The sequence below is a fragment of the Caballeronia sp. INML2 genome (assembly GCF_023631365.1).
GTDB lineage: Bacteria > Pseudomonadota > Gammaproteobacteria > Burkholderiales > Burkholderiaceae > Caballeronia > Caballeronia turbans.
In genome coordinates this window covers 67884-94331 of the sequence record NZ_JALQDH010000074.1, presented here as the reverse complement: position 1 = coordinate 94331, position 26448 = coordinate 67884, and the positions used below count along the sequence as shown (strand labels likewise).

The following is a 26448-nucleotide window of genomic DNA, read 5'->3' as shown; positions in this document are numbered from 1 at the left end:
TGTGACCGGCCCTGATTGCCACCCAATGTAGCGATACGGGACGATCCACCGACAGCTTTCCCACTCACGAAAGTGACATGATGTCCACCTTCCGGAAACCGGACGACAGCCACAGCCCCTAATGCCGGTCTGTTTCCACGCGTTGGTCGTCCCCATTTCGCGAGGCTGCCTTCCCACTAAAGCCAAGGACCGAGATCAATCCCGGTTGTGGCTTCAGAGTCAGGCTATAGGCCTGAGTTGGTATGACCATCGACATGCGAAACGAGTCCTCCCTAAGGTTGCGCCGTCCGGTCTGAAGAGAATGCGAGGCGGACCGCTGCGAACGCCAGCGCGCTGCCCCACGATTGCGCGACGTCCACCATTCGACCATTGCGCGGGATGATTACATAAATACTTGCTGGTTGGAGTCACCGAAGCATCGCAGTCCGTAACGACTAGGTGGTTGTTCAAGATCAATCAGTCACTTAGGTTTTTGCGAAAGTCCGTTTTTCGGAGCAGTCCTAGACGCGCACTTCCGAAACCCGAGTAAATCACTCAACGAAACTGCACATCCGCGTTCGCGTGACTCGTCAGAGCGTTGTTGATGTCCACCTCTCGCGACAGGGAATCGCAGCAGCCGCCGCCGTGATCGGGCGTGCGCGAAGTGCGTCGGCGGCCCTTCGGCTTGTTCACCACGCTGAATGGCGCATAGCCGTGATGATCTGATAGGGAGCGCCTACGAGCGGGGTTCCGTCTGCATGGTTAATCACTTTGAAGTTCTGCTCATAGAGATTTCCGTCGGGCAGATTCGGCAAAGTTGGCTGCATCGACGCTGCGCCCTGCTTCCCCCAGAAAGTGCACCTCTCGTAGATGTCACCTGGCGTGCCGCTTTCGATTCGATTGGCGTTTATCTTGATGTAAGACCCGCCCGCGCCAATCCAGACTTCCTTGGCCGCCGATAGCACGAGGCGACCGTCCACGCTGGATATCGACAAGTCCTTAAGCGCCGACAATGCCATCTCGTCGCTCTGTGATTGGACGTCGACTTTCCCCTTCGCGAACAGCTTCATCCCCATCCGCTGCGCGACCATCGAAATTGCGTCGCCTGCCGCTACGGTGAAACGCCTCAGCACGCCGATGTCCGCGCTCCCGCCCGCTGTCGCGATCAGGTTCTGGCTAGCGCTGAACTGCATGTGCGATCCCGAGACAAGACCGACACCATCTGGAGCGCTCACCAACACGCCCGCCTTCTTCAGTTGCGTCAGCGTGCCGTCCAATAGCTGCTTCTGCTTTTCATAATCCGCCGCGATCGCCTGAGCTGCCTTGGCTGCTTCAGACAACGACTGCATCTGCTGATACGCCTGTTCGAGCAGGCCTTGCGCCGGCTGCATGTCGAGTTGCTTGCCGTTCGCTGCATACTGAGCATCGGCGGAGATGAACACGCCCTTCGCGCCCCGGACGGCTACATGCTCGTCGCTGCGCAACTCCGCGCCCCTCCCTCTTTCCTTCCGATCCCCATCGACCATATGCCCCAGATTCAGCTCACTGGTCTGGAACGGCGTGGTCAAGTGAATATGTTCGATCCCCTCCTTATCCTCCATGCGCAATTCGTTATGCGCGGCGGTCCTGATGAGGTTGCGCGTGTTGTTGAGGTTATTGACGAGGTCCGGATTCAGGCTGTCATGCAATGCACCGATAATCACCGGCCGATTCGGATCTTGCGCCGTAAAAATGAGCGCAACTTCCGTCCCGTCGATTAACGGAAAGTGATGCCCATAATTGGCCCCGGCATATGGCTTGGCCATACGAATCGCACGGCTGCGTCCACCCGGGCTCCATTCGTCCAGATCGAACGGCATCTTGACGACGTAAAGCCCTTTTTCCGTCAAGTAGCTGTATTGGTATTTTCCGGGAGAATCGACTCGTGCCGGAAGAATGCCTTCGATCTTCGGTTGCTTGACCGAGTCGATGCTCGTGCGCCACCGACGATCCGCCGGAATCGCACGGAACGCCGTCCAGTACGACGTGCCACGTCCACCACCACAGCGGATCGACGTGACGAACAACCCGTGCGGCGCATCCTTGGGATTCACGTCAAGCCCCATCACCTCGCCTACTTCGAGCGAGAAGGGATTGCCCCGGCCCCGGTAGCTGATCTGCGTGGCCAGATGCTCTTCATGACGCCGGCGCGCGATTTCGCGACCTTCTTCCAGCGTCTCGTAATGCTCGCCCCAGTGGTTATCCACGCCATCCGTGGTCTTGTCGCCGGGCGCAGCGTTCTGCTCGACCAATAGCGACACATCCGACTGACGATGATTATAGTCGTTCAGTTGAATTGCTTCAGGCACGCGCTGCGTGATGGTCCGTAGAGACCGAATGGACTCCGCACCTGCGCTTTCCAAGCCCGAATGAGAGCGCAACGGCACGACACGTTGTTTGCGGGCGTACGCATCCAGATCATCGCCAAAGATGATGACCGTGCGATCGTGCTTCTGCTCAAAGCGGAACCAGATCCCCGATTCAGCGCAGAGCCGTTGAATAAAAGCGAATGTGGTTTCGTGAAACTGAGTAACGTATTCGAATCGCTTGTATTTGCCGCGCAGGCTCTTGAAATCGAAATCGACGCCCAAGCGATAGCCGTAGTGGCGCAACGTGTCAGTGATGATCTCCACCACCGATTGTTTCTGAAACAGCCTGCTCTTCCTCGCTCTCGCCAAATCTGCGATCTTGGGCACGAGCGTGGCACGATACCGCGTCTCGTCGGCCGATGAACCGAGGTTCTCGAAGCGCTGGATAATGCCGTGAGTCGCGTACTTCAACGGCATCTTGCTGAAATCTTTCCAGCGCAACCCGAACATCTGCTCCAGATAACCTTGCGCTGGATCGACAGGTTCGATGGTGAACGTCGCGGGTCTGCCTACAACCTCATCCATCGGAATGTCGGCAGCGGGGCTCGTGAATTCGATTCGATATTCATACAGCGCGCTGATGTCTGCGCGGCCATTGAATCGAAGGACCGAAATCGGCCCCGGTTGCGGCTTGAGGGTCAAGCTGTATGCCTGACCCGGTACGACCATCGACATGCGAAAGAAGCTCCCTGAAGTGGCGCCGTTTAGCGCCGGGAATTATTACCCAAAAATGCTCTTTCAGGATGCTTCGAAATCTCGCGGTCCGAATGTTTTGCGAAGGATTACATACGATTAAAAACTCGTGGATATTACGGGATCTTCAATTTTCAGAATAGTCCGAATCCTTTCCGGTGAGCGAGGCGCCCCTGGAGTTCTGCGCCATGCGCCTCGGCAATGGAAGGCGCTTCCCGCCCGCGCAACGCGCAACCCTTCAGCCTCGAAACAACACCGACGCACAAGCAAACCTCGCCGGCGCATCCCTACCATCCTCGATACGAATGCCGTCGTTCCACGTCGCCATGCGCTCGACCCGCGAGAACGCTCCGACATTCAACTGCCCCGCGTTCCAGCCGGTCGCGAGGTGGACTATCGTGACGTCCTCGGTCTCCCCCGATCTCGCTGACACAATCGACGCATAGCCGTTTCTTCGCGCGGCCTCTAGCGCGGCGAGCGTTTACGTTCGTGGCGGCTTCATCGACGAGCGCGGCGCGCGTAACGAGAAAGTCGTCGCCCACGATCTGCACCTTGCTTCCCGCCGCGCGCGTGAACGCGATCATGCCCGCTTCATCGTCTTCCGACAGCGGGTCTTCCATCGAGACGATCGGGTATCGCTCGATCCACTTCAACAATTTTTCGATCATCGCGTCGGTGTCGAACCGGACGTCGTCCAGCCCGAGCGTGTACTGCCCGCCTTTGCCGAACTCCGATGCGGCAATATCCAGAGCGATGCCCACGTCCGCGCCCGGAACGAACCCCGCCGCTTCGATCGACGCGACCAGCACGTCCAGCAACACCGGCCCGGCCGATCCCAGCAGCATGTTCTTCGGGCTGACATCGCCATGAGTGAGCGCTTCGCGCGTGCGCGCCGTCTCATGGGCCAGGCGAAGTCGGCGCAGCAGGTGCGCCAGCGCGCGGGGGTCGTCAGCAAGATCGATACAGGGATCCGCTTTGCCGTCCTCGCGGCCGGAATCCGAACGAGCCGTCGGCCAATGGTAGCCGAATCGCTCGCCCGTTCAGCGAGCCATCAACGCTCGAAGCGCCCTCACAGCACGCGCATCGGTTCCGTCGGCGCGGCGTGGCACCCGTGGCGCATCTTTCTTGCTTAACGATGGTCGAGGCCGCCACTCACGCGCGCCCGCGGCGAACCGCCACCGAGGGGCAAACCCGCCCCGGCCAAGGGCGGCACGGAGGAGCGATGCGTCATATCCGAATCACACCCGGCATTCGTCACGCAATTTCTGCCGCGCTGATTGCACTGCTTACCGCATGCGGCGGTGGAAGCGACTCGGGCGGAAGCGACTCGGGCGGAAGCACTTCGTCGGCACCTGCGGGCGGCGTCAAGCTGCAGGTCGTGGCGTTCGGCGACAGCCTGTCGGATGTCGGCACGTATGCGCCCGTCGCGAGCGCGGTCGGCGGCGGCCGTTTCACGACGAATCCGGGCCAGGTCTGGACGCAGGACGTCGCGCAGTATTACGGCGACACGCTCACTGCCGCGTTCACGATCGACCTCGGGCACGAATTGAAGCCGCAAAGCGGATTGGGGTACGCGCAAGGCGGATCGACGGTCGCAACACCTGCCGACCAGAATCAATTCCTCACCGACGTGATCGGCGATGTCGAAATGCCGGTCAATCAGCAAATCTCGAGCTATCTGTCCGCTCACGGCAGTTTCAATTCCGGCCAGCTCGTGCTCGTCTGGGCCGGCGCGAACGACGTCCTGCGCGCGGGCAGTCCGCCCGCCGCAAACGCGACGGTGCAGACCGCGGCGACCACGCTCGCGCAACTCGTCGCGAAGATCGTGCAGAGCGGAGCCGCGCATGTCGTGGTGGTCAACGTGCCGAATATCGGCCTTTCGCCCGATGGCATCAAGTCGTCGGATGGCGGTGGCAACCTCACGCAACTGTCGCAGCTTTTCAATGCGACGCTGAACGCCGCCCTGCAATCCAACGGTCTGCAAGGCAAGGTCATCGTGATCGACTCGTACGCATGGACCACGCAGACCATCGGGAACTATCAGGCCAATGGATTCACCGTGTCCAACACCGGGCAGGCCTGCGACGCATCGAGAACTCCGCACGACACGTCGCTGCTCTGCTCACCGGCGACCTACGTCTCGTCGAATGCGGACCAGACCTACATGTTCGCCGACAATCTTCACCCGACGACGCGCATGCATCTGCTCTTTGCGCAATACGTCGAGCAGCAGCTCGCGGCGAGCGGGCTCGGGCACTGACTCGCGCGTGAGCGTGTTTCGCCGCGCGTCGAAAGCGAAAACCCGGCGCGGCGAATCTCGATGAAGAGCGCTCGCGATTCGATATCTCGCGGCTGCGCGTCGTCGACCCGATAGCCTGTCGATTTCCGGCGCTTCGTTCGTCGTCTATAAAAACGGATCGCGTCCGCGAACATGGAGAACGTTCATGCGCAAGCTCATCGTTTCCGCTTTCATCAGCCTGGATGGCGTGACTCAGGCCCCCGGCGGCCCGACAGAAGATCCGAGCGGCGAGTTCCGTCTCGGCGGCTGGATCGTGCCCTACGCCGACGAAGCCATCGGCGAGCACGTGCAGAGCCTGCTCGCGCAGCCGTTCGACCTGCTGCTCGGACGTTGCACGTACGACATCTTCGCGTCGTACTGGCCGCACGTCCCGGCCGATTCGAAGAGCCGCACCATTGCCGAGGTGCTCAACCGTGTCGCGAAGCACGTCGCCACGCATCGGCCCGACGATCTCGACTGGGAGAACAGTCGCGCGCTGCAAGGCGATCTCGCCGACGCGGTCCGCGCGCTCAAACGACAGGACGGCCCCGACCTGCTGACCTTCGGTAGCGGCGACATGGTGCGTCAACTGCTCGCGGCCGGCCTCGTGGACCACCTTTGTCTTCTGATCTATCCCGTCATGCTGGGACGCGGCAAGCGCATGTTCGGCGACGACGCCCACGTGTCCGCGTTCACGCTGGCGCATTCGACGCAGACGCCCGGCGGTGTGCTCATCACCCGCTATGTCCGCGACGGCGAGGTGCGCACGGGCACGTTCGAAGACGCCGAGTGACGCACGGGCCGTCGGCCGCGCGGGCGTCGAGCCGGCCCCGCTTGTGATTAAATGTGCTTTCTGTTTGGCCGGGACGCCGTGAGGTCTGCGTCCATTCGTCGTGTGTCCGCGGAGCGCGCCCGATGACGAGCACCTGGTTGCATAGCCTTCCCTTATGGCAAATGACCGTCGTCGTTTTCGGCGCGGTCGGCATCGTGGGAGCGGGCATCCACTTCGTGGGCCGCCGGCTCGCCGCGAGTGGGCACCGGCGGTCGTTCACCGCGCTTTCGCCCGGCCTGCTTTCTCCGATCGGCGTCATCTTCGGCCTGCTCATCGCCTTTACCGCCGCGCAAGTCTGGAACGATACGGCGCAGGCCAACGCCGCCGTCGACACGGAAGCCGGCGCGCTTCGCTCCGTGGTCGTCCTGTCCGCCGTTTTCCCGGAAGACGCGCAGATGCGACTGCGATCGCTGATCCGCGAATACATCGAGTACACGGCCACGATCGAATGGACGTCGATGGCGCAAGGCGCCGCCACGCTGAAGATCAGCCCGCCCACACTGAACAAGGCGCTGCAGTTCACGCTCTCGCTGCCGGCGAACACGCCCGGACAGCAGACCGCGCAGCGCCAGGTGGCGGTGTCGCTCGAACAGGCGCTCGAAGCTCGTCGCCAGCGCATTCTGGTGAGCCGCTCCGAAGTCAGCGGCGTCAAGTGGCTATGCCTGAGTTTTCTCGCCGCCTGCCTCGTGTTCGCGATCGCCCTGATTCATTGCGAAAACCGCCTGACGTCCGCCCTCGCGATCGGCCTGTTCTGCGCGAGCCTCGCCACGACCGTGTTGCTGATCCTGTCGCACGACCGCCCGTTCTTGGGCGCGATAGCCGTGTCGCCCGATCCGCTTTGGCAGGTCATCCCCGAGGATCGGTGACGGCCGCCGATGGCATGAATAAAGACTCTCCGAATTCGCAGGCCGGTTCCATGCGTCGGACAGTGTTCGACTCATCCCTGCCGGGTCGCTCGTTCCCGTCAAGGGCAGGCTTCGGAAGCGTAAGGGACGGGTGTTCGCGCCGTACCTTCTTCGCGCGGGGCAAGCGCTTTCTGCGCCGCGGACGGCGGCGCGAGCCCCATGAGCCGCGCAAGCACGGGCCAGCGCTCGAGCGCGCCGTGATATTCATTCTGCGCCTGCGCATCGAAATAGCGCCCGGCATCGAACCCGCTCACTTTCCTGGCGAGCGCCGCGACGTCATGCACGCCGCGCGCCTGCGCCTGAGCGTCGAGCGTGCCGGTCTCCGCGCTCATTTCTGCTCCACCCATACGCCGTCCGGCGTCTTCACGACATAGCCCGCCGCCGTTTTCATCACGACGGTCCCTTCGTTCTCGCCGATCATCTGCGTCTGCGGCAGACTGGCCGCGTATTGCGACAGCGTCACGCCGGGCTTGAACGGGCTGTTCGACACGAGGTTCGACAGCAGTTGCGCCACCGCGAGGAAGCTCGTCGGCTGATCGATGACCGTCGTCGGTCCATGATCGCCGTTAAAGCCCACGAGACGCACGCCGACCGGCCCGTGCACGACGCTCGGCGTCGGAATCTCGCGCAGGCCCGCGACCTGGTTATTGTCGCCACGCAGCGCCGCGCCATGCTCCGGCACGAAGACGATCACCGCGCGCCGGCCCGATTGGCTGACGAGATCCGCGAAACGGTCGAAGTCGCTCATCAGCTTGTTCACGCGAATCGGATAGGAATCCAGGCTCGACAGCTTGCTGTCGGGCAGGCGGTTACCGTCGTGCAGGCTGATCGTGTTGTAGTACAGCGCGACCGGCCCCGGCACCTGCGCGCGCTGCGCATACCAGTGGGCGAGCGTCCCGTAATCGTCCATGATCGGAGAGCCGTCGAACGCGTGCATCGCGACCGGCACCGACGTATTCGAGATGAACGGCACGTTGGGCACGCCGAGGTTGTCCTTCACGACCTGCGTGAAGTTGTCGAAGTGGCCGTCGTGATTGAACGCGACCTGCGGCGTGAAGCCCGCTTGCGCGAGATCCGCCATCAGATGGCATTGCGCGGGCGTGTCCTTGTACAGGTCCGCGTGCGCTTGCTGGCCGCACGACGCGCGCAGCACGCGGATTGCCGCCGGGCCGCTGTAGCTCGCCGCCGTGCTGAAGTCGGTGAACAGATAGTCGAAGTGCGACAGCATCGGATGATTGCGCGTCTTCGCGACATCGAGGTCATCCCACGAGAGCGAGCAGATGTGCAGCACGATCACGTCGAATTGCGACTGGGGATCGGCGGCGAGATGGCCGAACGCCACCTGGCGCGGCGCCTCCGTCTTGCGGAACGCGGCGAGCGTCGCCTCGTAGTCGGCCGGGCCCGCGGGCTGACCGTTCGCCTGTGCGGCCGCGACGGCCGCCGCGCCTTGCGGATTCGCCTGCATGCGCGCGAGCACGGCGTTCGCCCCTTGCCACATGGGCAGCACGACGAGCGCGATCATCACGAAGGTCGCGACGCGCAGCCAGCGGTTGACGATCAGGTACGCGACGAAGACGCACAGCCCGACGCCGAGCACCATCGGCGGCAGAAAGCGCGGCAGCAGTTCCATCCAGTAACCGAAGCTGAAGGTGCCGAGGTTCCCGAACTCCTCGATCACGCGCGCGAACGGCGGCACGTTTGCCTCGCGGTACATGAGCGGCAGGCCGATGGCGAGGCCCGCGACGAGCCGCAACGCGCGCATCGCACGCGAGCGCACCGGCGAGCTTGCCGCGAGCGCGACCGCAAAGCCGATGTTCGCAAACCACAGCGGCTTCAGGTGGCCCGTCGAAAACAATGCCAGCTTGATGATGAAATACAGGTTCCAGAACGTCATCGTCGAATTTTCTATGCGTTTGTTCGCAGCTGTTCTTCGGCACGAACGGCCGAATCTTTATGGCGCGCGTTCCGGCGCGAGTCTTGCCGCGAGCGCGCGACGCGCGCCTTCGAACAGCCGAACGTAGCCTTCGACTCCCATCAGCAGCACTTCCTTGAGCCCCTTGAGCGGTGCGTCCTCGTCGGTGCGCTCGTCCCAGTCGAGCCACGCGTCGGCGCGCCCGAACGTACATTGCACGAGGCGCCGTTCGTCCTCGAGGCTCAGCGCGTCGAAGCGCACGCCGAGATGCGAGCCTGCGCTGCGCGTCACGCGCACCGGAAAGTGGAACTGCCGCTCACCCCGGCTCACGACCACGCCGAGCGTGTCGCCCGGCTGCAGCGGCAGGTCCGCATCGACGACGAGGCCGAGACCGCCGGTCGAGTAGTCGCTCGTGCTGCACGCGAGCGTGCTGCCGTCCGGGAACACCAGCGTCGCCGGCATGCGCATGGCGATGCGGTGCGTGACGCGCACCTGCTTCGCCTCCCGCGCGACGCTCACCGCCGCGCCGAGCATCGCCAGGTTGTAGATGGTCCAGAACACGTTCATCAGGATCGTGGGGCCTTCGTCGCCCGCGCCCGACACGAGGCGTAGCAGACCGAACGCCATCGCGAGCGCGTTCACGCCGAGCAGCACGAGATAGGGCTTGCTCATCGCCCAGTCGATGTAGGTCTCGTCGATGCGCCCGCCCTTGTCGGTCACGTTGAACTTGCCGTGCTTCGGGCTGAAGAACGCGATCGTGGTGGGCAGCGCGATGTACCACGCGAGCACGGACTCGTACACCTCCGCCCAGAACGAATGACGGAACTTCCCCTGCATGCGCGAGTTCGCAATATTCGCGATGACGATATACGGCAGCACGAAGCTCGCGATGGTCGTCGCGGCCGCGTTGATGAAGTACATCCCGAAGAAGAGGTACCACATCGGCATCGTCAGGAAGACGAGACGCGGGATGCCATAGAAAAAGTGCAGCATCGCGTTGCCGTAGCAAAGGCGCTGGAAGAAGCCGAGCCCGCGGCCGAGAAACGGATTGTCGATGCGGAAGATCTGCGCCATGCCGCGCGCCCAGCGCGTGCGCTGCTTGATGTGGCTCGCGAGGCTCTCGGTGGCGAGGCCCGCGGCCTGCACGGTGGGCAGATACGCGGTGGTGTAGCCGCGCCGGTGCAGCTTGAGGGCCGTATGCGCGTCCTCGGTCACGGTCTCCACGGCGATGCCGCCCACCTCTTCCAGCGGCGCGCGCTTGATGACCGCGCAGGAGCCGCAGAAGAAAGTCGCGTTCCACAGGTCGTTGCCGGCCTGCACGAGCCCGTAGAACAGGTTGCCTTCGTTCGGCACGCGGCGGAACGTGCTCAGGTTGCGCTCGAACGGGTCGGGCGAGAAGAAGTGATGCGGCGTCTGCACGAGCGCGCATTTCGGATCGGCGAAGAAGGTGCCCATCGTCGCCTGCAGGAAGGAGCGCGTCGGCACGTGATCGCAGTCGAAGATCGCGATGTACTCGCCCTGGGTCTTCGCGAGCGCGCGGTTGATGTTGCCCGCCTTGGCATGCTGGTTGTCGTCGCGCGTCACGTAGCCGATGCCCGCCTCGCGCGCGAGCGCCTCGAACTCGGGGCGATGGCCGTCGTCGAGCAGGTAGATGCGCAGCTTGTCCGCGGGCCAGTCGATGCCCTGCGCGGCGAACAGCGTCGGCTTCACGACGGAAAGCGGCTCGTTGTAGGTCGGAATGTAGACATCGACGCTCGGCCAGTCGGCGGGGTCGTCGGGCAGGGGCGAGACGGCACGCGCCAGCGGCCACGCGGTCTGGACGAAGCCGAACAGCATGACCATCCACGTATAGGCTTCCGCGCCGAACAGCGCATAGCCGACGATGGCCTCTCCCGGCGTGCGGAAGTCGAGCGTCTGCGTGGTGCGCCACCAGACGTAGCGCACCATCACGAGCAGCGCGAGCGAGGCGAGAATCAGCACCGGCATGCGGCCCGGCAGGCGGCGGATCATCAGCGCGATTCCGGTCAGCACGGCGAAGAACACGAACTGGCCGCCTGCGGCGAGCGGCGATGTGCCGACCACGGTCCAGAGCAGCGCGCCCGCCGCGACCACCGCCGGCAGCACGACACGTGCGCGGCCGACGCGCTTCGCGCCGCCTTCGAGTTCGTCGCCCCAGCGCGCCCAAGGCAGCGCGTCGAGCAGCGCGCCGGCGCGCCGGCTGATCCACACGAACGCATAGACCCCCGGCGACAGAATGCGCTCGATGCGGTCCAGCGCGGCGCGCACGCGCTCGACCATCGACAGCGTGCGGGCGCGGGCGCGCGGCGGCCGCACGAGCGCGCGCAGCAGCCATTCGCGTGGACGGCGCACGTCGATGACGCCCCACTGCGCCGCCCAGCGCAACACGAACGCACGCAGCAGCACGCGAGGAAGGTCGCGCCGGCCCGCGCGCGGCGGCTTGAAGAAGAGGCGCACGCACCAGTCGAGCGGCGAGCGTTCGTCGGGCAGGCCGAGGCCGCGCGCGATCCAGCCGACGATGCCGCACCGGGCGACCCGCCGCAGCAGCTCGCGGGCGATGTCGCGCCGGCCCGCGCGAGGAGGCTTGAAGAACAGCCGCAGGCACCAGTGGAGCAGCGAACGCTCGCCGGCAAGACCGAGACCGCGCGCCATCCAGCCGATGATGCGCTCGCGCAGGCCCGCGCTTTCCTGACGCCGGTCCCCGCGCGTCATGACGGCTCGCTTGCGGTCAGCGCGGGCAGCCAGGCATCGACGTGCTGCGCGAGTCCGTGCAGATCGTGCGATGCCTGCGAATGCGGCGCTTCGTCGAAAAGCCAGCCGCCGCGTGCAAAAGATTCAGGCATCGCCGCGTCCAGATGGATGCGCTGCGCGACGGGCGCGCCGGCCGCGACGCGCAGCATCGCGAGGACGTCACGCTGCATTTCGCGCGCCGGATTCAGCCGGTTGACGACGAGCTGCACATCGGCGCACGACTCGCGCAGCGCGGCAAGGTGCGCAACGAGCGTTGCGCACGCGGCCGGCTCGGGCGCACAGATGCACAGCACGAGATCGGCGGCGCGCGCGGCGTGATCGGCATGCGGCGACGGATAGCGCGGCGTGTCGATCAATACGATGCCCGTGTCCGCGAGCCCGATCTCGCCGGTCGCGCGCGCGAGCCATTGCGGGTCCGCGGCGAGACGCGCGGCGCTCGCGGCGGCTTCGTCGAGCGTGAGCTGTCCATGCGGCACGAAGAGCACGCCTTCGTCGTTGCGCCAGGTGCGCTCATGCCAGGCGTGCGAGGCGTCCGTCAGCGCCCGTGAGATGCCTTCTCCCGCGAGCGAGTCGAGGCCGAGCCAGGCCCCGAGCATGTTCTGCGGATCGAAGTCGAGCGCGACCACTTCGCGTCCGAGGCGCGCGAGCAGCACGGCGAGCGAGGCCGTGAGCATGGTGCGGCCCGCGCCGCCGGTCGTCGAAATCAAGGCGATGGTTTTCATGAGCGGGCCTCGGCGCTATCGGCGACGGGCGGCGCATCCGCGTCCGGCAGGAGCCGCGCGTCGAGCGCGACGGCTTCGATTCGGCAGGGCACCGCGTCGCGCGGATCGAAACGGCGCACGGCGGCCATGCCGTGGCGCACGCTGCCGCGCTGCCATACGATCCATGCCGGCACGCCGGCCAGCGCGCCGAGCAGAACGGAAATCAGCAGAATGTCCATGATGGGGTCCGGTTCAGTTCTTCGACGCGGCGAGCGGCATGCGCGCGGGGACCGCGCGGCGTGTGGCCGGTGCACGCGCGTCGCCCTGCGTGGCTTTCGATGCCTCGGTCTGGAGCGCCTCTTCGAGTGCACGCAGTGCCTCGCGCGCGCGACGTACCGTTTCCGGCTCGTCCTCGCTTCGCGTCTGCGTTTGCGACGCGGGCACGGCGTGCGCGTCCGGCGCGACGGCCGCGGCCGTCCGGAAGAGATCGCTGTAATCGGCGGCGGGCACACGCCGGCTGGACGCTTCGAGCGCCTTCAGTTCGGCCGCGATGCCTTCGTTCGACAGGTACGCGATGTCGGTCGCGATGCGCGTCACGGGGCCGCCGAAGATGCGCGCGAGCGCGGCGTTGGCGTCGGCGAGACGGCACGCGAACAGGAACACGTACAGATGCGCGGCATCGGCGGTAAACACATCGCCCGCACGGCGCGGCTTGCACTGGGCAAGCGCGTCGACATGTGCGAGCGTGGCCGGCAGCGTCAGTCTGACGAGCACGTGCGGCAACCGCAGCACTGCGCCACGAGCGACAGCGCCTTCCACGTGCGCGCAGAACGCGCTGACGTTCAGATAACCGGTCGCCGTGTCGGCAAGCGACGCGGCAAGCGCCGTGCGGTAGTCGGAAACCAGCGGACGCGTATAGAGCTGTCCTTGCAGCGACTGGAGCAGCGATTCGATGCGCGAGAACGGCACGTCGCGCGCGACCACGAGGTTCGCGCCGAGGCTCAGCATCAACAACTCGTACTGATGCCGAAGCACTTCGCCGCGCTCGACCACCGCGATCTTCAGCGCCCGGCCGCACGTGTGCCTGAGCGTATGCACGGCCGCACACAGCGCCTCGAGTTGCGCGCCGTCCCGATGCGCCAGCACGACCGTCGCAGCGCGCGCGCCCGCGCAGGCAGCGAGCACGGCGTCGTGGCCGTCGAGCACGTCCCACTCGCGCGGGACCCAGGGCTCCTCGCCGACCACATCGCGGCTCACGACCACGCGCTGCTCGTCGCGCGCGATGAGCGTCGCATGACTCGCCTCGCCCTGCTGCTCGGGCGACGCGACGCTCAGGCGGCCGTCTTCGGTGAAGCGCAGCGCATGCATGTCGCCGGTCACGAGCGCCCGGCCGGTGCGCCAGAAGTCGACTTGCCAGAGCAGCTCGCCGTGCGTGCGCCGCACGCGAGCCGCGCCCGCGCACGCGCCGTTGAGGGCGCTGCGTCCGGTCGAACCGGCGGCATCGTCCGGGTCCTGATGTTCGCCGGTGTCGGTATCGGCATCGCTCGCGCCGGCGTGCGGGCCGAGCAGCAGCACCATCGTGATGCCGCGCGCCGCGCACCAGTTCGCCAGCAGCCGTCCTTCGCGCGCCAGCGCATCGGAGTCGCGCCAGGTGAACCAGCGCTCGGCGCCTTCGACCAGATAGAGCGCATTCGAGCGCAGGCCGAAGCGTTTGAGCGCGCGCAGCGCGCCGAACAGGCGCGCGAGCGCAAGCGGCGGCGCACCTTCGCCGTCGCGTCCGGGCGTTTCGCCGGATGTGTCATCCGGCATCGCGAGCACGTTCAGGCGGCGTGGCCATCCCGGCGCGGGCTCGCCGGAGAAGCCGAGTTCGCGCAACCGGGCGGCGGCCTGCGCGCGTTCGCGCGCGAGCACGACCGTCACGTGGCGCGTGTGCGCTGCGCGCGCGCTGGCCCAGACGAGCGCATCGCATTCCGGCGAGCGCGGCGCGACATGCACCGTATAAAGCGCACCCGGCGCGAGCGTCGCGAGATCGTCGGGCAGTCCATCGACGGCAAGGCGGCACGGTGCGGGCTGGCCACCCCCGAGGCGCGCGCGGACGAGCCGGAACAGCGCGGCGAAGATGCCGGTTCCGGTTCGTGAAGGCGAGGCGCTCGATGCGCCATCGGGTCGGTTGGAGTCGTTGCTCACTTAGGTCCGTTCCTGCAATCCCTGACGCGCCGCGCGCGCCCCGGGCGTTATCCGAAGCATGTTTCGCCGCCCGTCTAGTAACTCGAATAGAGACGCACCGGCGTCGGGCTGATCCGGAAATCGTCCTTGCGCGCGGAGAACGCGATGCGCGCGTAGATCATTCCCGAGCTCGGCGCGTAGTCGTGCGAATGGTCGATGTTCAGACGCGCGCCGACCACGAAATACGGATTCACGCGGTACTGCACGACGGCGGCAAAGCCGTAGGAGAAACTCACGCCGTTCGTCGAGCTGCCGCCGAACACGTTGTTCGACTGGCTCGCAGCAAGCCCCGCGACCGATGGCAGGCCGATCGGAAAATACGGCGAGTCCTTCTCGTACGCGTTCGATATGCCGACCGTCGCGGTGACATCCCACGTGAAATCGTTGCGCCGCCCGATCCATTCGACCGGCACGCCAAGCGACAGATAGCGCTGCGGGCTGTAATAGCCGCCCTGCCCGTAGGTGTAGTAGCGCAGGTTGTCCGTGTAATGCCAGACGTTGCCGACGAGACCGGTCAGCACGCGCATCGTCGCCTGTCTGAATATCGGCACATTGAAGCCGGTCCTGAGGATGAACTCCTGATTGCTCGCGACGTTGCGCCCGGTCAGCTCGCCCACGCCGATATCCGCGAAGGTGCTCACCGCGCCGATGTCGGCGCCTGCGTGCATGTCGATGCCGTCGCGGCGCACGCCGCCCCAGGTCGTATGCGTGATCGGATCGGTCAGGCCCGCGTACGACAGCTCGCTGCTCGTCACGGGGCGGCGCGATGCCGAAAAAGACAGGCTCGCCGGACCGGCGTCGAACTTGTAGCGCACCCCGCCGACGAGGTAATGCACCGGAAAGCCGATCGGCGTCGAGCCGGCATCGATGCGCCAGGCATCCGAGGTATAGCCCACGCCGCCGCCAAGACCGTTGGCGTGCTGATGCAGGTCGCCTTCGGTGACCGGCGAGGCGTTGAGGAAGGTCTGCAGCGCCTGGGGATTGCCGTAGTAGGCGGCGGTCGTGCCGAATGTCTGCGCCGTGTAGGACAGGCCCGTCGTGGTGAGCTGCTCCGGATGGAGGAGCGCGTCCGCCTCGAGCGTGCCCGCGTCGAGATGGACCGCATCGACGTGCGCGAAGAAGTGCCCGTCGTAGCGATACGGAATCTGCACGTACACCGGAACCTGCTGTGCGTGATACGCGGAGACGCCCGCATCGCCGGACTTGTACGCGGGAATCCACGCCGTCTCGACTTCCGGATTGCGGCGCTGATCGAGATCGTCGAGCGCGGCCTGGCCCGGCGTCGGGCGGATCGAACCGGCCGGCGTGCTGAAGCCCGCGCCCGATCCGATGCCCGCCGCGCGCTCCTGCGCGAGCGAGAGCCGATACAGCGACGCGGCGCTGTCGTACTCGCCGAGATCCTCGGCGACGCGGCCCGCCTGCACGGTGACATCCGGGCGCGCCGGATACGCGACGCGCAGCGCCTCCGTGATTCCGCTCGCCTCCCGCGGGCGGCGCAGCGCGGAAAGTCTGCGCGCGGCCGAGAGGCGCGTGTCGATATCATCGGGCGGCGCGGCGTCCACCACGCGGCGCACGATCGCGAGCGCCTCGTCGTGCGCGCCATCGTCGCCGAGCACGCGGGCATACGCGAGCTGCGTCTCGGGATCGTCGGGCATGCGTGCGAGCAGCGGCTCAAGCGCGGCGCGCGCCTCGCGATTGCGGCCCTGCGCGCGGGCGAGGTCCGCGACTTCGAACGCGTAGCGCTTGTCGCGGCGGCCGGCGTCGCTCACGGTCTCGAGCACCGAACGGGCGCGGCCATAGTCGGCGGTTGCGATCGCATCGTCGGTCTGACGCAGCGCGAGGCGCAGCGCCTGATCTTCGAGACGCTCCGACTGGCGCGGCGTGAGCCCGCCGTCGCGCCGCAGCGTCGCGTGCAGCGCGGCGAGCGCATCGTCCTCGCGCGTGCTGCCGAGCAGATCGCCATAGCGCAGCCGCACGTCGGCGTCGGTGTCTTCCGGATGCGCGGCCATCCAGTCCGCGAGCAGCGCGAGGCCGCGTTGCGTCTCGCCCTGGTCGATGTAAAGGGAGCCGATCGACGCGAGCATGTTCGGATCGTCCTGCGCGAAACCCTGCGCGCGCCCGAGCGATACGCGCGCGGCCTGCGCGTCGCCGCGGGCGAGCGCCGCGCGTGCATCGGCCAGCGCCTGTTGCGCATCGAGATTGCGGGCGAAGGCGCGCATCGCGTCGCTGCGCTCGGACTCCGGCACGGCAGCCAGCGCGGCCTGTGCGCCCGCGAGATCGTCGAGCGAATTGCGGTACAGCGCGCTCGCATAGCGCATCTGGGCGCCGGGCGCGCGTGCGAGGCCGTCGTCCATCACGGCGCGGCCGAGTTGCGGCAGGCCGAGGTTCTGATAAAGGCGCGCGAGCGCAAAGCGCGTCCAGGGCTGATCCGGATCGGCGCGCAGCGACGCTTCGTACTTTTGCGCGGCCGGACCGTTCTGGCCCTGCGCGGCGAGCTGCTGCGCGTCGCTCGCGGCAAGCTCGGCGCGCATCTGCGCGAGGCTGTCGCGATCGCCGGCGGCGGTGAAGCGGCTTTGCAGCGCGTCGATGAGCGCCTCGACCTGATCGCCGCGTCCGGTGCGTTCGAGCAGCGTGCGCGTGCTGCGCAGCGCCGACAGGCTCGGCTCGCGGTCCGCGAGCTGTGCGCGCAGGATCGGTTCGGCGGCGCGCCAGTCGCCCTGCGCGAGCAGCGCGTCGGCGAGCAGCAATTTCGCGTCGGCGCTGGCCGGCTCGACCGAGAGCGCCTCGCGCGCGAAGCGTTCGGCGTCCTGCGGTCTGCCCGCCCCGGCCGCTTCGCGGCCTTTCGCGAGCGTGCCCCAGAACTGCGCCGTGCGTGCGAGGTTCTGCCACTTGGCGCGATTGTCGGGCGCGAGCGCGGCGGCACGCTCGAAGAGCGCGCGCGCCTCGTCGCGATTGCCCTCGCGCATGCGCACCAGACCGAGGCCGCCAATGGCGTCGGCGTCGGCCGGACGTGCGGCGGCGGCGCGCGCGAGCAGCGGCGCGGCCGCGGCGAGATCGCCGCGTGACAGCGCAGCGAGCCCGCGTTCGCGCGCGATGTAGTCGGGATCGCGTTCGAGCCGGCGTTGGGCCTCGATGCGCGCATCGAGCTGATCGGCGCGGTCCCGGAATTCGGCGTCGTCGGGTACGAGCACGAGGTACGCGCGCAACGCAGGCAGATACGCGGGGTCCGCGCCTGCCTTCTCCAGCACGTGACGCCAGACGTCGAGCGCGGCGGCACGGTCGGTGTCGGTGCGCGTCGCGAGATTCCATGCGATGCGGTTCGCCTCGGCGCGTGTCGCCTCGTCCGTGCCGAGCAGGCGCGCGAGCGTCTGCGCAGCGTCCGTGTCCGCGGGATCGGCCGCGACACGGCGATGCAGCGCGTCGAGCGCTTCCCGGCGGTGCGCGGGCGTCGCCGCGATGATCTGCCAGTACTCCGCGCCGAGCGCGCCCGACGGCGCGCCGTGCGGAAAGAGCAGGCCCAGGCGGCGCGCGGCCTCTTCCGTCTGGCCACTGCGCGACAGCAGGCGGATGGTCGCCATCTCCTGACGTCCGTTCACGGCGACGCGATATTCGTCGGCGGCCTGGTGCGTGATCGCAGCGTCTGGGGCGATTGCCTGCATGCGCGCGAGCGCCGTCTGGGCCGCCTGAGTCTTGCCGAGGCGCAATTGCGCGCGCACGCGCTCGGCAAGCAGGCGCGGATCGTCGGGCGCGATCAGCAGCGCCTTGTCGATCGCCTGCAGCGCGAGATCGTCGCGATGCTTGTTGCCCCAGACGCGCGCCGTGGCGTAGAGACGCGCCGCCATCGCGGGCATCGGCGCGAGCGTGGGCGCGGGTGCGGGTGCGGGCGTCGTGGCTGGCGGCTGCATGGCGTGCGCCGGCATCGCGAGCATCTGCGTCGCACAGACGACGCTCGCCGACGCGAGCGCCGCGCTGATCGCGGTCCGGTTCAGCCTGGGTCCGTGCATCATCTGGCGGCTCCGCATTCGGATGCCGCGCTGTGCAGCGTGCCGTCGGCCGCGAAGCTGAAGCGCCCTTCGCGCCAGCCGAGGCCGAAGAGCATCAACACGCTCGTGTAGTAGCCCGGCGCCGCTTCGTGGTCCGCGCGCGCCGCCTGCGCATCCGCGAGTGCGCTCTGGCCGCGCGCGGCGAGAAACGGCACGGCGGCGGCGGAGAATCCCGCGTTGCCGTCGTTTTCTCCCGGCGTGCCGGTGCGCGTATCGACGCGCTCGGGCGGCGCGCCGTGCCGCTCGATATACGCCGCGAACGGCGCGAAGCGTTCGAGCAGTTTCGTTCGCGCGTCGTCGTCGGCGGCGAGCATGCCCGCCCACAGATAGACGCGGATCGCGTTGTAGGCGCTCTCGGCCTGGGTCTGCTCGTCGGGGGCGAAGCCTTTCGCGCGGTAGAGCGCCCAGTCGGGCGAGAACCCGCGCGGCGCGGTATCGATCAGCATGCGCGCGCTCGTCGCGGCGAGGCGCGGCCAGCGCGTGTCGTCCGGCAGGTGCGCGCCGATACCGCGTATGACTTGCAGCGGCGCGTAGCTCGGATTCACGCGCCAGGTATCGGCGGCGGGATGAAACCCCGCCGGCCCGGGCAGCAGCGTGGGCCCGAGGCCCGGCAGCGTGGCGGCTTCCTCGTCGAGCACGCGTTTCGCGAGCAATGTCCCGCGCGCCGTGTAGCTGCGCTCGCCCCACGCGCGGCCGGCTTCGAGGAGCGCGTAGGCGATCCACAGATCGGCATCGGATGCGGCGTTGGCATCGAGCACGCGGAACTGGCCGGCTTCGTCGCGGCCCCACAGCCACGCGGGCAGGTGCGAAGCGAGATCGCCCTGCGCGAGTTCGTGCTCGGTCCAGTGCAGGATCGTGTCGAAGCTCGCGCGATCATTGGCGACGAGCGCGAAGAACAGCGCGTAGGACTGACCTTCGGAAACGGTGCGTTCGTCAGCCGAGCCGACGTCGATCACGCGCCCGTCCTTCGAAACGAAGTCGCGCCTGAACCGCTCCCAGCGCGCCCACGATGCGCAGACGCGCGGATGACCGGACGACGGCCCGGATGCCGTCATGGCTGCGGCCTGCGCGGGCGCGCCGTGCGGCCCGTCGGCCACGCTTGCCCCGAACGCGTTCGCGCCAGCCGTGCCGGATGCGCATACGATCGACGCCACGCACGCCGCGCGCAGTAAGACCGGAGCCTTCATTCACATGCTCCGGCGGGCGGGACGCGTCATGCGGCGCGAGAGAAGAACGGTCATCGCTCAGATGCCCCGGCGGCGCGCGGCCAGTTCCTGAAGCCCGGTGAACGCGCCGATCGCGAGCAGCAGGCCCGCCAGCGCGCCGAGCACACCGAGCAGCGCCGGATGCCGGACCGCGAGACTCCACAGCTTCGCGTACCACGGTACGTAGCCGATCACATAGGTATCGCCGACGCGCGTGCTGTCGACGCCGCCGCGCCGCACCAGTGACAGATCGCCCTGCACCTGCGAGACGCGGTCGGAGCGCTCCAGCACGTCGAGCAGGTCGCCGAGGCGGCCGTCGCCGGTCGCCGCCAGCGCGACGACGCTGCGCCCCGCCGCGCCGGGCGCCTCGAAGCCCATGATCGCGGCGAGCGGGCCGCTCTGATCGAGCGATGCGCCGCCATGCGTGGCGAGCTTGCCGTCGCGCCAGCGCTCGCCGACCGAGAAGGACGCACGTGCGATGCCGTCGTTCGCCGCGGCGGCACCCGCCGCGCGCCCGCCCGCGATCGACAGCGACAGCGGCAGCGCGTCGTGCCAGCGTGCGAACACCGGCGATGACGGCGAGCCGCCGATCACGAGCAGATCCTTCTGCGCGAGGGCCGCGACATCGCCGGGACGGGCGATCGTCACGCGCAGCGCGGGAAAGCCGGTCCACTGGCCCATGTGGCCGAGCATCGTCAGCATCGTCTCGAGCTCGGCGTCGCTCGGATGATCCGGGATCACGACGGCCGTCTGCGCCAGGTCCGCATGGCGCGTGAACGGAAAGCCACTGTTGGCGAAGTACGCGAGGTTCGGCATCTGTGCGTAGTGCACGAAACCGGAGAAGTCGATGGTCGAATCCGGGTCCACCGCCGCCCGCGCCGGGTTGTTCTGCACGCCGGCGCACAGTCCGGTCTTCTGCGAATCGAGGTTAAAGCGCAGTTGCAGCTGGTTCGAGCTGCCTACGCGAAACGCCGGAATATCGAGCGCGCTCGCCGAGCCGCTGTTGACGCCCGACAAGAGCGGCAACTGGAAGCGGCCCTGGCTGTCGTCGCTGCGGGCGGGCGGCAGGCGGAACGACTTCACGAGCTGGTCGTTGACGTCGACGGCGAGCGCGGAGTTGTTCTGCACCGTCGGCGCGGTGTAGCGGTAGCGCAGGTTGAGCGGCACACCCGCGCTGTTCCACGCGAAGAGGTCGGCGGGCACGCGCAGGTTCAGGCGGATCGCATCGGGAGTGCCGCCCGAGACCTGCAGTTGCGACGGGTCGTCGACGAGTTCCTTGAAGGCGACCGGGCGATCGGTCGGCATCCAGCGCGGCGCATCGTAGGGCTCGCGCGGCTTGCCGATATCGACGTGCGCGACCTTGACCGAAGCACCCGACATCGCCGCGCGACCGAGCACCAGCGCATAGGTCGCGTCGTCCACTTCGGCGGCGGTGCGCCCGGTCACGACGAGCAGCTTGCGGTCCGCCGAGGCGGGGTTGTCGGTGACGAAGATGGTCGGCCCGTCTATCTCCGGCAGCACCGCATGCGCCGATAATTCGGCGGGCAATTGCGCGCGCGTGCCGACGACGAGCGCGTGCTCGTTCGCCGGCAGCGACGTGCGCGCCGGGAAACGCGCGTTGCGGTAATCGGCGAGCGCGCCGAGCCACGAGGCGAGAACGCCCGCGCTTTTGAGCGTTGCGCTGTCGGGCGACGCGGGCAGCACGAACGGCAGCGTGAGGCGGCTCACGTCGCGCGGGTCGAAGAACGGTGCGGGAAGAAGCGCGAGATCGCTCGGCAGCTTGATCGGCGCGGTGTCGAGAATGAATTCGCTCGTCGGGCTCACGTCGGCCCACAAAGCGGTGTTGGCCGGATCTTCGCAATGATCGAGCGTGTAATGGCCGATGAAGCGCAGGCCGAACTGGTTGTAATCGGTGAACAGGTGCGGATCGACGGGAATGTCCTGCGTGACCATCGTTCCCGCGTGCTCCTTGTCGAAGGGCACGGTGGCGATCACCTCGTTGTTGATCGACACCTTGACGTGCGACAGCGCGAACGCGAGCGCGGGAGAATACGTATAGCGCAGACGCAGGCGCGCGCCGGTCACGACGCGGTCGAGCCGCACGCCGAGCGAGACCGAGCGTGCGTCCTCCAGGCCGCGCAGATGCAGCGGCTCATACGCGCCCAGCGCGGAGAACGGCACGTGGATCGAGGCCGCGTCGCTGACGGCGGCAGGAACGGTTGCGTCGACGGGCGCGTTGGCGGCGACGGCCGGCAATGCCGCGGCGTAGATCGCGCCGGTAGCCATCGCGAGGAACAGGCGGAACGGAACGGACGGCTTCATCGACGAGCCTGCGCAGCGTCACGCGGGCGCAGACCGGCTCGCGGGCCATCGCCGTCTTGCGTTTGCTCGATGCATGCTGGCCCCACCCCGCCAGCCGCAGGCCCTACCGTCGCATTCTTCGTAAGCATCCGTACCAATCCACGCTTCTTCGATAAAGACCACATCGCCACGGCCAACTTCTTCTACCCGGGGCCACTCTCTTGCGTCGCAAAACCGCGCCACGGCAAATGCAGCGGACTGCCGCGCGGCTTCTTCGCACTCAACTCCATACGAAGCTTTGTCGGTCGATAAAGGCGAAACTTGATGGCTACGTTCGAGGAAGTTCGCCTGGCGGATGGAAAGTGCGCGAAAAACTTACCGATTCGATGAGAAATAGAGAATGAGAGAATGCGGACGCTGCCCTTGCTTACGAAACCGGGAAACGCGCGCCCGCACCAGTCTTGTCGACTACCCGGTATTGCGCGGCGATTGCCAGGAGGATGGCAACGAACTCGTCCATCGCTTGCGAAGTGGCTTCGTCTTTTCGCGTAATAACGCTGTAATTCGACAGCGTCCGCCGTATCGGCACGTCCAGGTATCCAAGCAGGCCATGCTTGACGTACTTGTCCATCGCGGCCTGTGGTTGAAGGGAGATCATGTCGGTGGCCTGCAGCAACTCCAGCGTCGAAAAAATCGAGGGCGTTTCCACGATACCCACCGGCGCGATCATCCCCGCCGCCGCGAACGTCTCTTCGAATAGCTGCCGCATGGCGGTGCCTTGGGGATACAGGATCCAAGGCCACTGGCCGAGATCGGTGATCTCCATGCGCCGCCGCTTCAGCAACGGATGATGCTGCCCGACGACCGTACGTGCAGGCTCCGCCAATAGATCGACCACATGGAAAAGCGCTTCGTGTCGTGGCTCTGTCGGGCGCCCGACCATCACGTCGAGTCGCCTTTCCTCGAGCCATGTCGCGAGCTGATCGCTACTTTGCTCGACCAGCTTGATGATGAGTCTCGGGCGCCGGCGCTGGATCTCCTTGATAGCCGCGGTCACGAGTTGTGCGGCGGAAGCCGGAATGAAACCCACCGTGAGATGTCCATAGCCGCCGTTCTTCAGTGTCGCGAACTCGTTCGAAAACTTGCCGAGACTGGATAGCGCGGTGCCGGCGTAGCGGACGGAGAGCGTTCCAAGATCGGTCGGCCGCATTTCGCGCGGTAGCCGTTCGAAGAGCGGCGCACCGAACATCGCCTCCAGATCGCTCAGAATCTTCGTCGCGGCCGGCTGCGTGATGTGCATGTGCTCAGCCGCAATACGGAGGTTGCGCGTACGCCCGAGCAGTTCGAGCAACTGCAGATGCCTGAAGCGCAGCTTCGTCAGCGCTGAAATAGCGGAGTTATTCGAATCTTGAGGCATAGGGCAAACGCGTAGAGACTCATAACCAGATGGAATTGATTTTACGCAATTCTCGATTGGACGCTTATCAAAAGCGCAATGGACAATCCAGAGCGCATCGGGCCTTTACTTGCCCGGCAGCTTCCAACAACCACCTTACTGACGCGATCACGATGAATACACAAGCCCGGTACTCCGCCGATGAACTGCAAGGCTTCGCACAGCGTCTGCTGGTCAGGGCCGGAATGGACGACGTCAAAGCGCTGGCAGTCGCCCGTACGCTCGTCGATGGCGACTTGATGGGACACGATACGCACGGGCTCGCGCTGCTGCCCGGCTATATCCGTGAGATTGAAAACGCCACGATGACGTGCTCCGGCGAGCCCGAGGTCGTGGCGGACCGGGGCGCCAGCCTGTTGTGGGATGGCCGGCGTCTTCCCGGCCCGTGGCTCGTGCTCAGCGGCATCGAAACACTCGCGCCGAGAGCACGAGAATACGGGAGCGCGACGCTCGTGATTCGGCGCAGTCATCACATCGCCTGTCTTGCCAGTTATCTGGAAAAGGCCACTGCCGACGGATTCATGATCGTGCTCGGCAGCTCCGACCCGGCGGTGCAAAGCGTGGCCCCTCATGGCGGCACGCGTTCGGTATTTACACCGAATCCGATCGCGGCGGGCATTCCGACATCGGGCACGCCGTTTCTGATCGATATCTCCTCGTCGACCGTGACGAACGGCATGACCGCGCGCCGACACAAGGCCGGCGAACTCTTCGAGGAGGCATGTTTTCTCGATGCGGACGGTCAGCCCAGCCGCGATCCCGCCGTGCTGTCCACTGAGCCTCCGGGATCGATTCTCCCGGTCGGCGGCATGACGTGGGGACACAAGGGCTTCGGGCTAGCGTTGATGATCGAGGCGCTGACGGGAGGTCTCGCCGGTCACGGCCGGGCCGATCCCGCCGAGGGATGGGGCGCCACCGTGTTTGTGTCGTTATACGATCCGGCGGCTTTTGGCGGTCCCGCCGCGTTCGCGCGGCAAATGGACTGGCTCGGCGATGCCTGTCGGGACAATCCGCCGCGCCCTGGAACGTCGGGTGTGCGGATGCCGGGCGATCGCGGATTGAGCCTCAAGCGCGAGCAACTACGCGACGGAGTCGCGCTGCACCCGACGATCGCACCGGCACTCGAGGCCTGCGCTCGGCGCTATGAGATCGGGTTTCCTGATGCACTGACCGGCTGAGTCGAGGCGAGCGAGAGTCTCTGACTCTCGCTCGCAGCAGCGCTGTGTTGCGGTTACGCGTCCTGGGCCAGCGCCGCCGGCGGAATCGGGCCGCGCACGAGCAGCCAGTAGCCGATCAGCGCGACGGCGGCAACGCCCGCCCCGACGAAGAGCGCAGGCTGGAACGAGCGTGTCTGCTGCACGATGAAGCCCGTGACGACCGGTGCCAGCGCGCCGCCGAAGTAGCCCCCGAAATTCTGCATGGCGCCGATCGACGCGGTGCAGTTGGAGGGCGCGGCAACGGACGCCGTCGCCCAGGCCGCACTGCTCGACACATACAGGAGCAACATCGAGATCGAGATGAATACGACCGCCAGTGTCGCGCTGTGCGTGAGGCCAGTCAGCACCGTAAACACGGCGACACCGAAAAGCGAGGCGGCCATCGGGTACTTCCGGCTGTTGATCGCCGACACCCCTCGCCGAGCGAGCACGTCGCAAATCTTTCCGCCGGAAAGGCTGCCCACTACGCCGAAGAGATAGGGGACCGCCGCCACCCACCCCGACTTCGCGATGGTCAGGTGAAATTCCATTTGCAGATACGTCGGCAACCACGCGTTGTAGAGCCACAAGACGTAGATCGTGCCGAAGAATCCCAGCAGCATGCCCCACGTGGTGCTGAACTCGAACAGACGGCGCCACTCGCGCCATGTCGGGCGGCTCTGGATTTCACCATCGACGTCGGTGAGATACGCGCGCTCCCGCTGCGTCAGGTCGACCTGACGCGGGTCGCGATGCACGAGAAAGAAACACAGTGCCACGACGAGCCCGGCGATTCCCATGATGCCGAACATCCATCGCCATCCCACGGTCAACATTACGACTGTCAGCAAAGGCGCCGATATTGCGGTGCCCAGCGTCGATGAACTGTTCCAGATGCCGGTCGCGGCGCCACGCTCTTTCTTGCCGAACCAGTCGCGAACGACTTTGGCGCTCGTCGGAAATTGCGGCGCCTCCCCGATTCCCAGCACCATGCGAGCGGCGAAGAACTGGCCGAAGCTGCTCACGACGCCGCCGAAGGCTTGCGCCACCGACCAAGTCGCGAGGCTGACGGTAAGCATGATCCGCGCGCCGAAGCGATCGACCAATGCGCCCGCCGGCAGTTGCGCAAACGCATAAGCCCATAGGAACGCGGAAAGCAGCAGGCCCATTTCCCCGACCGAAAGCCCGAGATCCTGCCGGATCAGCGGATTCGCGATGGATAGCGTTGCGCGATCGATGTAGTTGATGACCCCGCTCAGGAGGAGAAGAGCAAGCGCGGTACGCTGGATTCGCCGCACCCTTGGCGTAGCTCGATCGTTGGAAGCGATGTTCTGAGCGGCGCTGGCGTCCGACTCCGGCACACGCGGCACCGCGGAGGATTGCTCCATGGGTAAGTCTCCTGGATATTTTGTTCTGTCGGCGAGGCCGTTATTTCGATGCGAGCGCGCGGATTGCCGCATCGGACTACGCACGATAGGTCCGCACCCGATGGAAATCCAATCAAATTTTCTCGCAAAGCAATTCCATTTGTTTATCGCGAGCTA

The 26448-nt window shown here is 66.4% G+C and carries 16 protein-coding genes and 2 pseudogenes; 4 read left to right on the top strand and 14 right to left on the bottom strand.

Going from position 1 to position 26448, the window contains the following annotated elements:
* Positions 1-668: 668 nt before the first annotated feature.
* The 3 genes and pseudogenes from NCT32_RS25270 to NCT32_RS25260 form a co-directional block, all read right to left on the bottom strand.
* Positions 669-3062 carry a type VI secretion system Vgr family protein gene (locus tag NCT32_RS25270; protein WP_086960706.1) on the bottom strand — a complete coding sequence of 798 codons (2394 nt, stop codon included), beginning with the start codon at positions 3060-3062 and terminating at the stop codon, positions 669-671.
* Between the two features lie 256 nt (positions 3063-3318).
* Positions 3319-3513, bottom strand: a complete 195-nt coding sequence (locus tag NCT32_RS25265) for a hypothetical protein (RefSeq protein ID WP_250477792.1) — start codon at positions 3511-3513, stop codon at positions 3319-3321.
* A 115-nt stretch (positions 3514-3628) separates the two neighbouring features.
* Positions 3629-3925 (bottom strand): annotated as a pseudogene (locus tag NCT32_RS25260) (phosphopyruvate hydratase); the annotation flags it as partial.
* Between the two features lie 377 nt (positions 3926-4302).
* Here NCT32_RS25260 and NCT32_RS25255 point away from each other — a divergent pair.
* From NCT32_RS25255 to NCT32_RS25245, 3 genes are all read left to right on the top strand, one after another.
* Positions 4303-5340 carry an SGNH/GDSL hydrolase family protein gene (locus NCT32_RS25255; protein ID WP_061116515.1) on the top strand — a complete coding sequence of 346 codons (1038 nt, stop codon included), beginning with the start codon at positions 4303-4305 and terminating at the stop codon, positions 5338-5340.
* Between the two features lie 184 nt (positions 5341-5524).
* The gene (locus NCT32_RS25250) at positions 5525-6151 is read left to right on the top strand and encodes a dihydrofolate reductase family protein (RefSeq protein ID WP_061116255.1); all 627 of its coding nucleotides are present in this window, start codon (positions 5525-5527) and stop codon (positions 6149-6151) included.
* 122 nt (positions 6152-6273) lie between these two features.
* The gene (locus tag NCT32_RS25245; RefSeq protein ID WP_061116254.1) at positions 6274-7056 is read left to right on the top strand and encodes a DUF4239 domain-containing protein; all 783 of its coding nucleotides are present in this window, start codon (positions 6274-6276) and stop codon (positions 7054-7056) included.
* 188 nt (positions 7057-7244) lie between these two features.
* Here the strand turns inward: NCT32_RS25245 and bcsR are convergent.
* From bcsR to NCT32_RS25195, 10 genes and pseudogenes are all read right to left on the bottom strand, one after another.
* Positions 7245-7427 (bottom strand): annotated as a pseudogene (bcsR, locus tag NCT32_RS25240) (BcsR/BcsP family cellulose biosynthesis protein); the annotation flags it as partial.
* Entirely contained in the window at positions 7424-8989 is a 1566-nt protein-coding gene (gene bcsG, locus NCT32_RS25235; protein WP_061116253.1) for a cellulose biosynthesis protein BcsG, read from the bottom strand. The pseudogene bcsR and the gene bcsG, both read right to left, overlap by 4 nt.
* Before the next feature lie 57 nt (positions 8990-9046).
* Positions 9047-11737 (bottom strand): UDP-forming cellulose synthase catalytic subunit, encoded by a 2691-nt coding sequence (bcsA, locus tag NCT32_RS25230; RefSeq protein WP_250490615.1) that lies wholly within the window; start codon positions 11735-11737, stop codon positions 9047-9049.
* The gene (gene bcsQ, locus NCT32_RS25225; RefSeq protein WP_061116252.1) at positions 11734-12498 is read right to left on the bottom strand and encodes a cellulose biosynthesis protein BcsQ; all 765 of its coding nucleotides are present in this window, start codon (positions 12496-12498) and stop codon (positions 11734-11736) included. Before bcsQ ends, bcsA begins: the two co-directional genes overlap by 4 nt.
* Positions 12495-12716 carry a hypothetical protein gene (locus tag NCT32_RS25220; RefSeq protein WP_250490614.1) on the bottom strand — a complete coding sequence of 74 codons (222 nt, stop codon included), beginning with the start codon at positions 12714-12716 and terminating at the stop codon, positions 12495-12497. The genes bcsQ and NCT32_RS25220 overlap by 4 nt, the downstream gene beginning before the upstream one ends.
* A 13-nt stretch (positions 12717-12729) precedes the next feature.
* Positions 12730-14664 (bottom strand): cellulose biosynthesis protein BcsE, encoded by a 1935-nt coding sequence (bcsE, locus tag NCT32_RS25215; RefSeq protein ID WP_061116250.1) that lies wholly within the window; start codon positions 14662-14664, stop codon positions 12730-12732.
* Between the two features lie 74 nt (positions 14665-14738).
* Entirely contained in the window at positions 14739-18707 is a 3969-nt protein-coding gene (locus NCT32_RS25210; RefSeq protein WP_409219310.1) for a cellulose synthase subunit BcsC-related outer membrane protein, read from the bottom strand.
* Positions 18707-19933, bottom strand: coding sequence for a cellulose synthase complex periplasmic endoglucanase BcsZ (bcsZ, locus tag NCT32_RS25205; RefSeq protein ID WP_409219309.1), 1227 nt, complete (start codon positions 19931-19933; stop codon positions 18707-18709). The genes NCT32_RS25210 and bcsZ overlap by 1 nt, the downstream gene beginning before the upstream one ends.
* 57 nt (positions 19934-19990) lie before the next feature.
* On the bottom strand, positions 19991-22273 hold the full coding sequence (gene bcsB, locus NCT32_RS25200) for a cellulose biosynthesis cyclic di-GMP-binding regulatory protein BcsB (protein ID WP_061116248.1): 2283 nt from the start codon (positions 22271-22273) through the stop codon (positions 19991-19993).
* Positions 22274-22679: 406 nt separating this feature from the next.
* Positions 22680-23669: a LysR family transcriptional regulator gene (locus NCT32_RS25195; protein WP_061116247.1), complete on the bottom strand. Its 990-nt coding sequence runs from the start codon at positions 23667-23669 to the stop codon at positions 22680-22682.
* Between the two features lie 152 nt (positions 23670-23821).
* Here NCT32_RS25195 and NCT32_RS25190 point away from each other — a divergent pair, with 152 nt between their 5' ends.
* Complete coding sequence (locus tag NCT32_RS25190) at positions 23822-24886, top strand: Ldh family oxidoreductase (RefSeq protein ID WP_061116246.1); 1065 nt, start codon at positions 23822-23824, stop codon at positions 24884-24886.
* A gap of 53 nt (positions 24887-24939) precedes the next feature.
* Here NCT32_RS25190 and NCT32_RS25185 read toward each other — a convergent pair whose 3' ends face one another.
* Positions 24940-26292 carry an MFS transporter gene (locus tag NCT32_RS25185; protein ID WP_061116245.1) on the bottom strand — a complete coding sequence of 451 codons (1353 nt, stop codon included), beginning with the start codon at positions 26290-26292 and terminating at the stop codon, positions 24940-24942.
* Positions 26293-26448: the final 156 nt, after the last annotated feature.

What these genes read in the sequence shown, in the direction of transcription:
- NCT32_RS25255 (WP_061116515.1), top strand. Translation starts at nt 4,303, where the DNA reads ATGCGTCATATCCGAATCACACCCGGCATTCGTCACGCAATTTCTGCC.
- bcsZ (WP_409219309.1), bottom strand. Translation starts at nt 19,933, where the DNA reads ATGAAGGCTCCGGTCTTACTGCGCGCGGCGTGCGTGGCGTCGATCGTA.
- bcsQ (WP_061116252.1), bottom strand. Translation starts at nt 12,498, where the DNA reads ATGAAAACCATCGCCTTGATTTCGACGACCGGCGGCGCGGGCCGCACC.
- bcsA (WP_250490615.1), bottom strand. Translation starts at nt 11,737, where the DNA reads ATGACGCGCGGGGACCGGCGTCAGGAAAGCGCGGGCCTGCGCGAGCGC.
- NCT32_RS25270 (WP_086960706.1), bottom strand. Translation starts at nt 3,062, where the DNA reads ATGTCGATGGTCGTACCGGGTCAGGCATACAGCTTGACCCTCAAGCCG.
- NCT32_RS25185 (WP_061116245.1), bottom strand. Translation starts at nt 26,292, where the DNA reads ATGGAGCAATCCTCCGCGGTGCCGCGTGTGCCGGAGTCGGACGCCAGC.
- NCT32_RS25245 (WP_061116254.1), top strand. Translation starts at nt 6,274, where the DNA reads ATGACGAGCACCTGGTTGCATAGCCTTCCCTTATGGCAAATGACCGTC.
- NCT32_RS25250 (WP_061116255.1), top strand. Translation starts at nt 5,525, where the DNA reads ATGCGCAAGCTCATCGTTTCCGCTTTCATCAGCCTGGATGGCGTGACT.
- bcsG (WP_061116253.1), bottom strand. Translation starts at nt 8,989, where the DNA reads ATGACGTTCTGGAACCTGTATTTCATCATCAAGCTGGCATTGTTTTCG.
- NCT32_RS25190 (WP_061116246.1), top strand. Translation starts at nt 23,822, where the DNA reads ATGAATACACAAGCCCGGTACTCCGCCGATGAACTGCAAGGCTTCGCA.
- NCT32_RS25210 (WP_409219310.1), bottom strand. Translation starts at nt 18,707, where the DNA reads ATGCACGGACCCAGGCTGAACCGGACCGCGATCAGCGCGGCGCTCGCG.
- NCT32_RS25220 (WP_250490614.1), bottom strand. Translation starts at nt 12,716, where the DNA reads ATGGACATTCTGCTGATTTCCGTTCTGCTCGGCGCGCTGGCCGGCGTG.
- NCT32_RS25195 (WP_061116247.1), bottom strand. Translation starts at nt 23,669, where the DNA reads ATGCCTCAAGATTCGAATAACTCCGCTATTTCAGCGCTGACGAAGCTG.
- bcsB (WP_061116248.1), bottom strand. Translation starts at nt 22,273, where the DNA reads ATGAAGCCGTCCGTTCCGTTCCGCCTGTTCCTCGCGATGGCTACCGGC.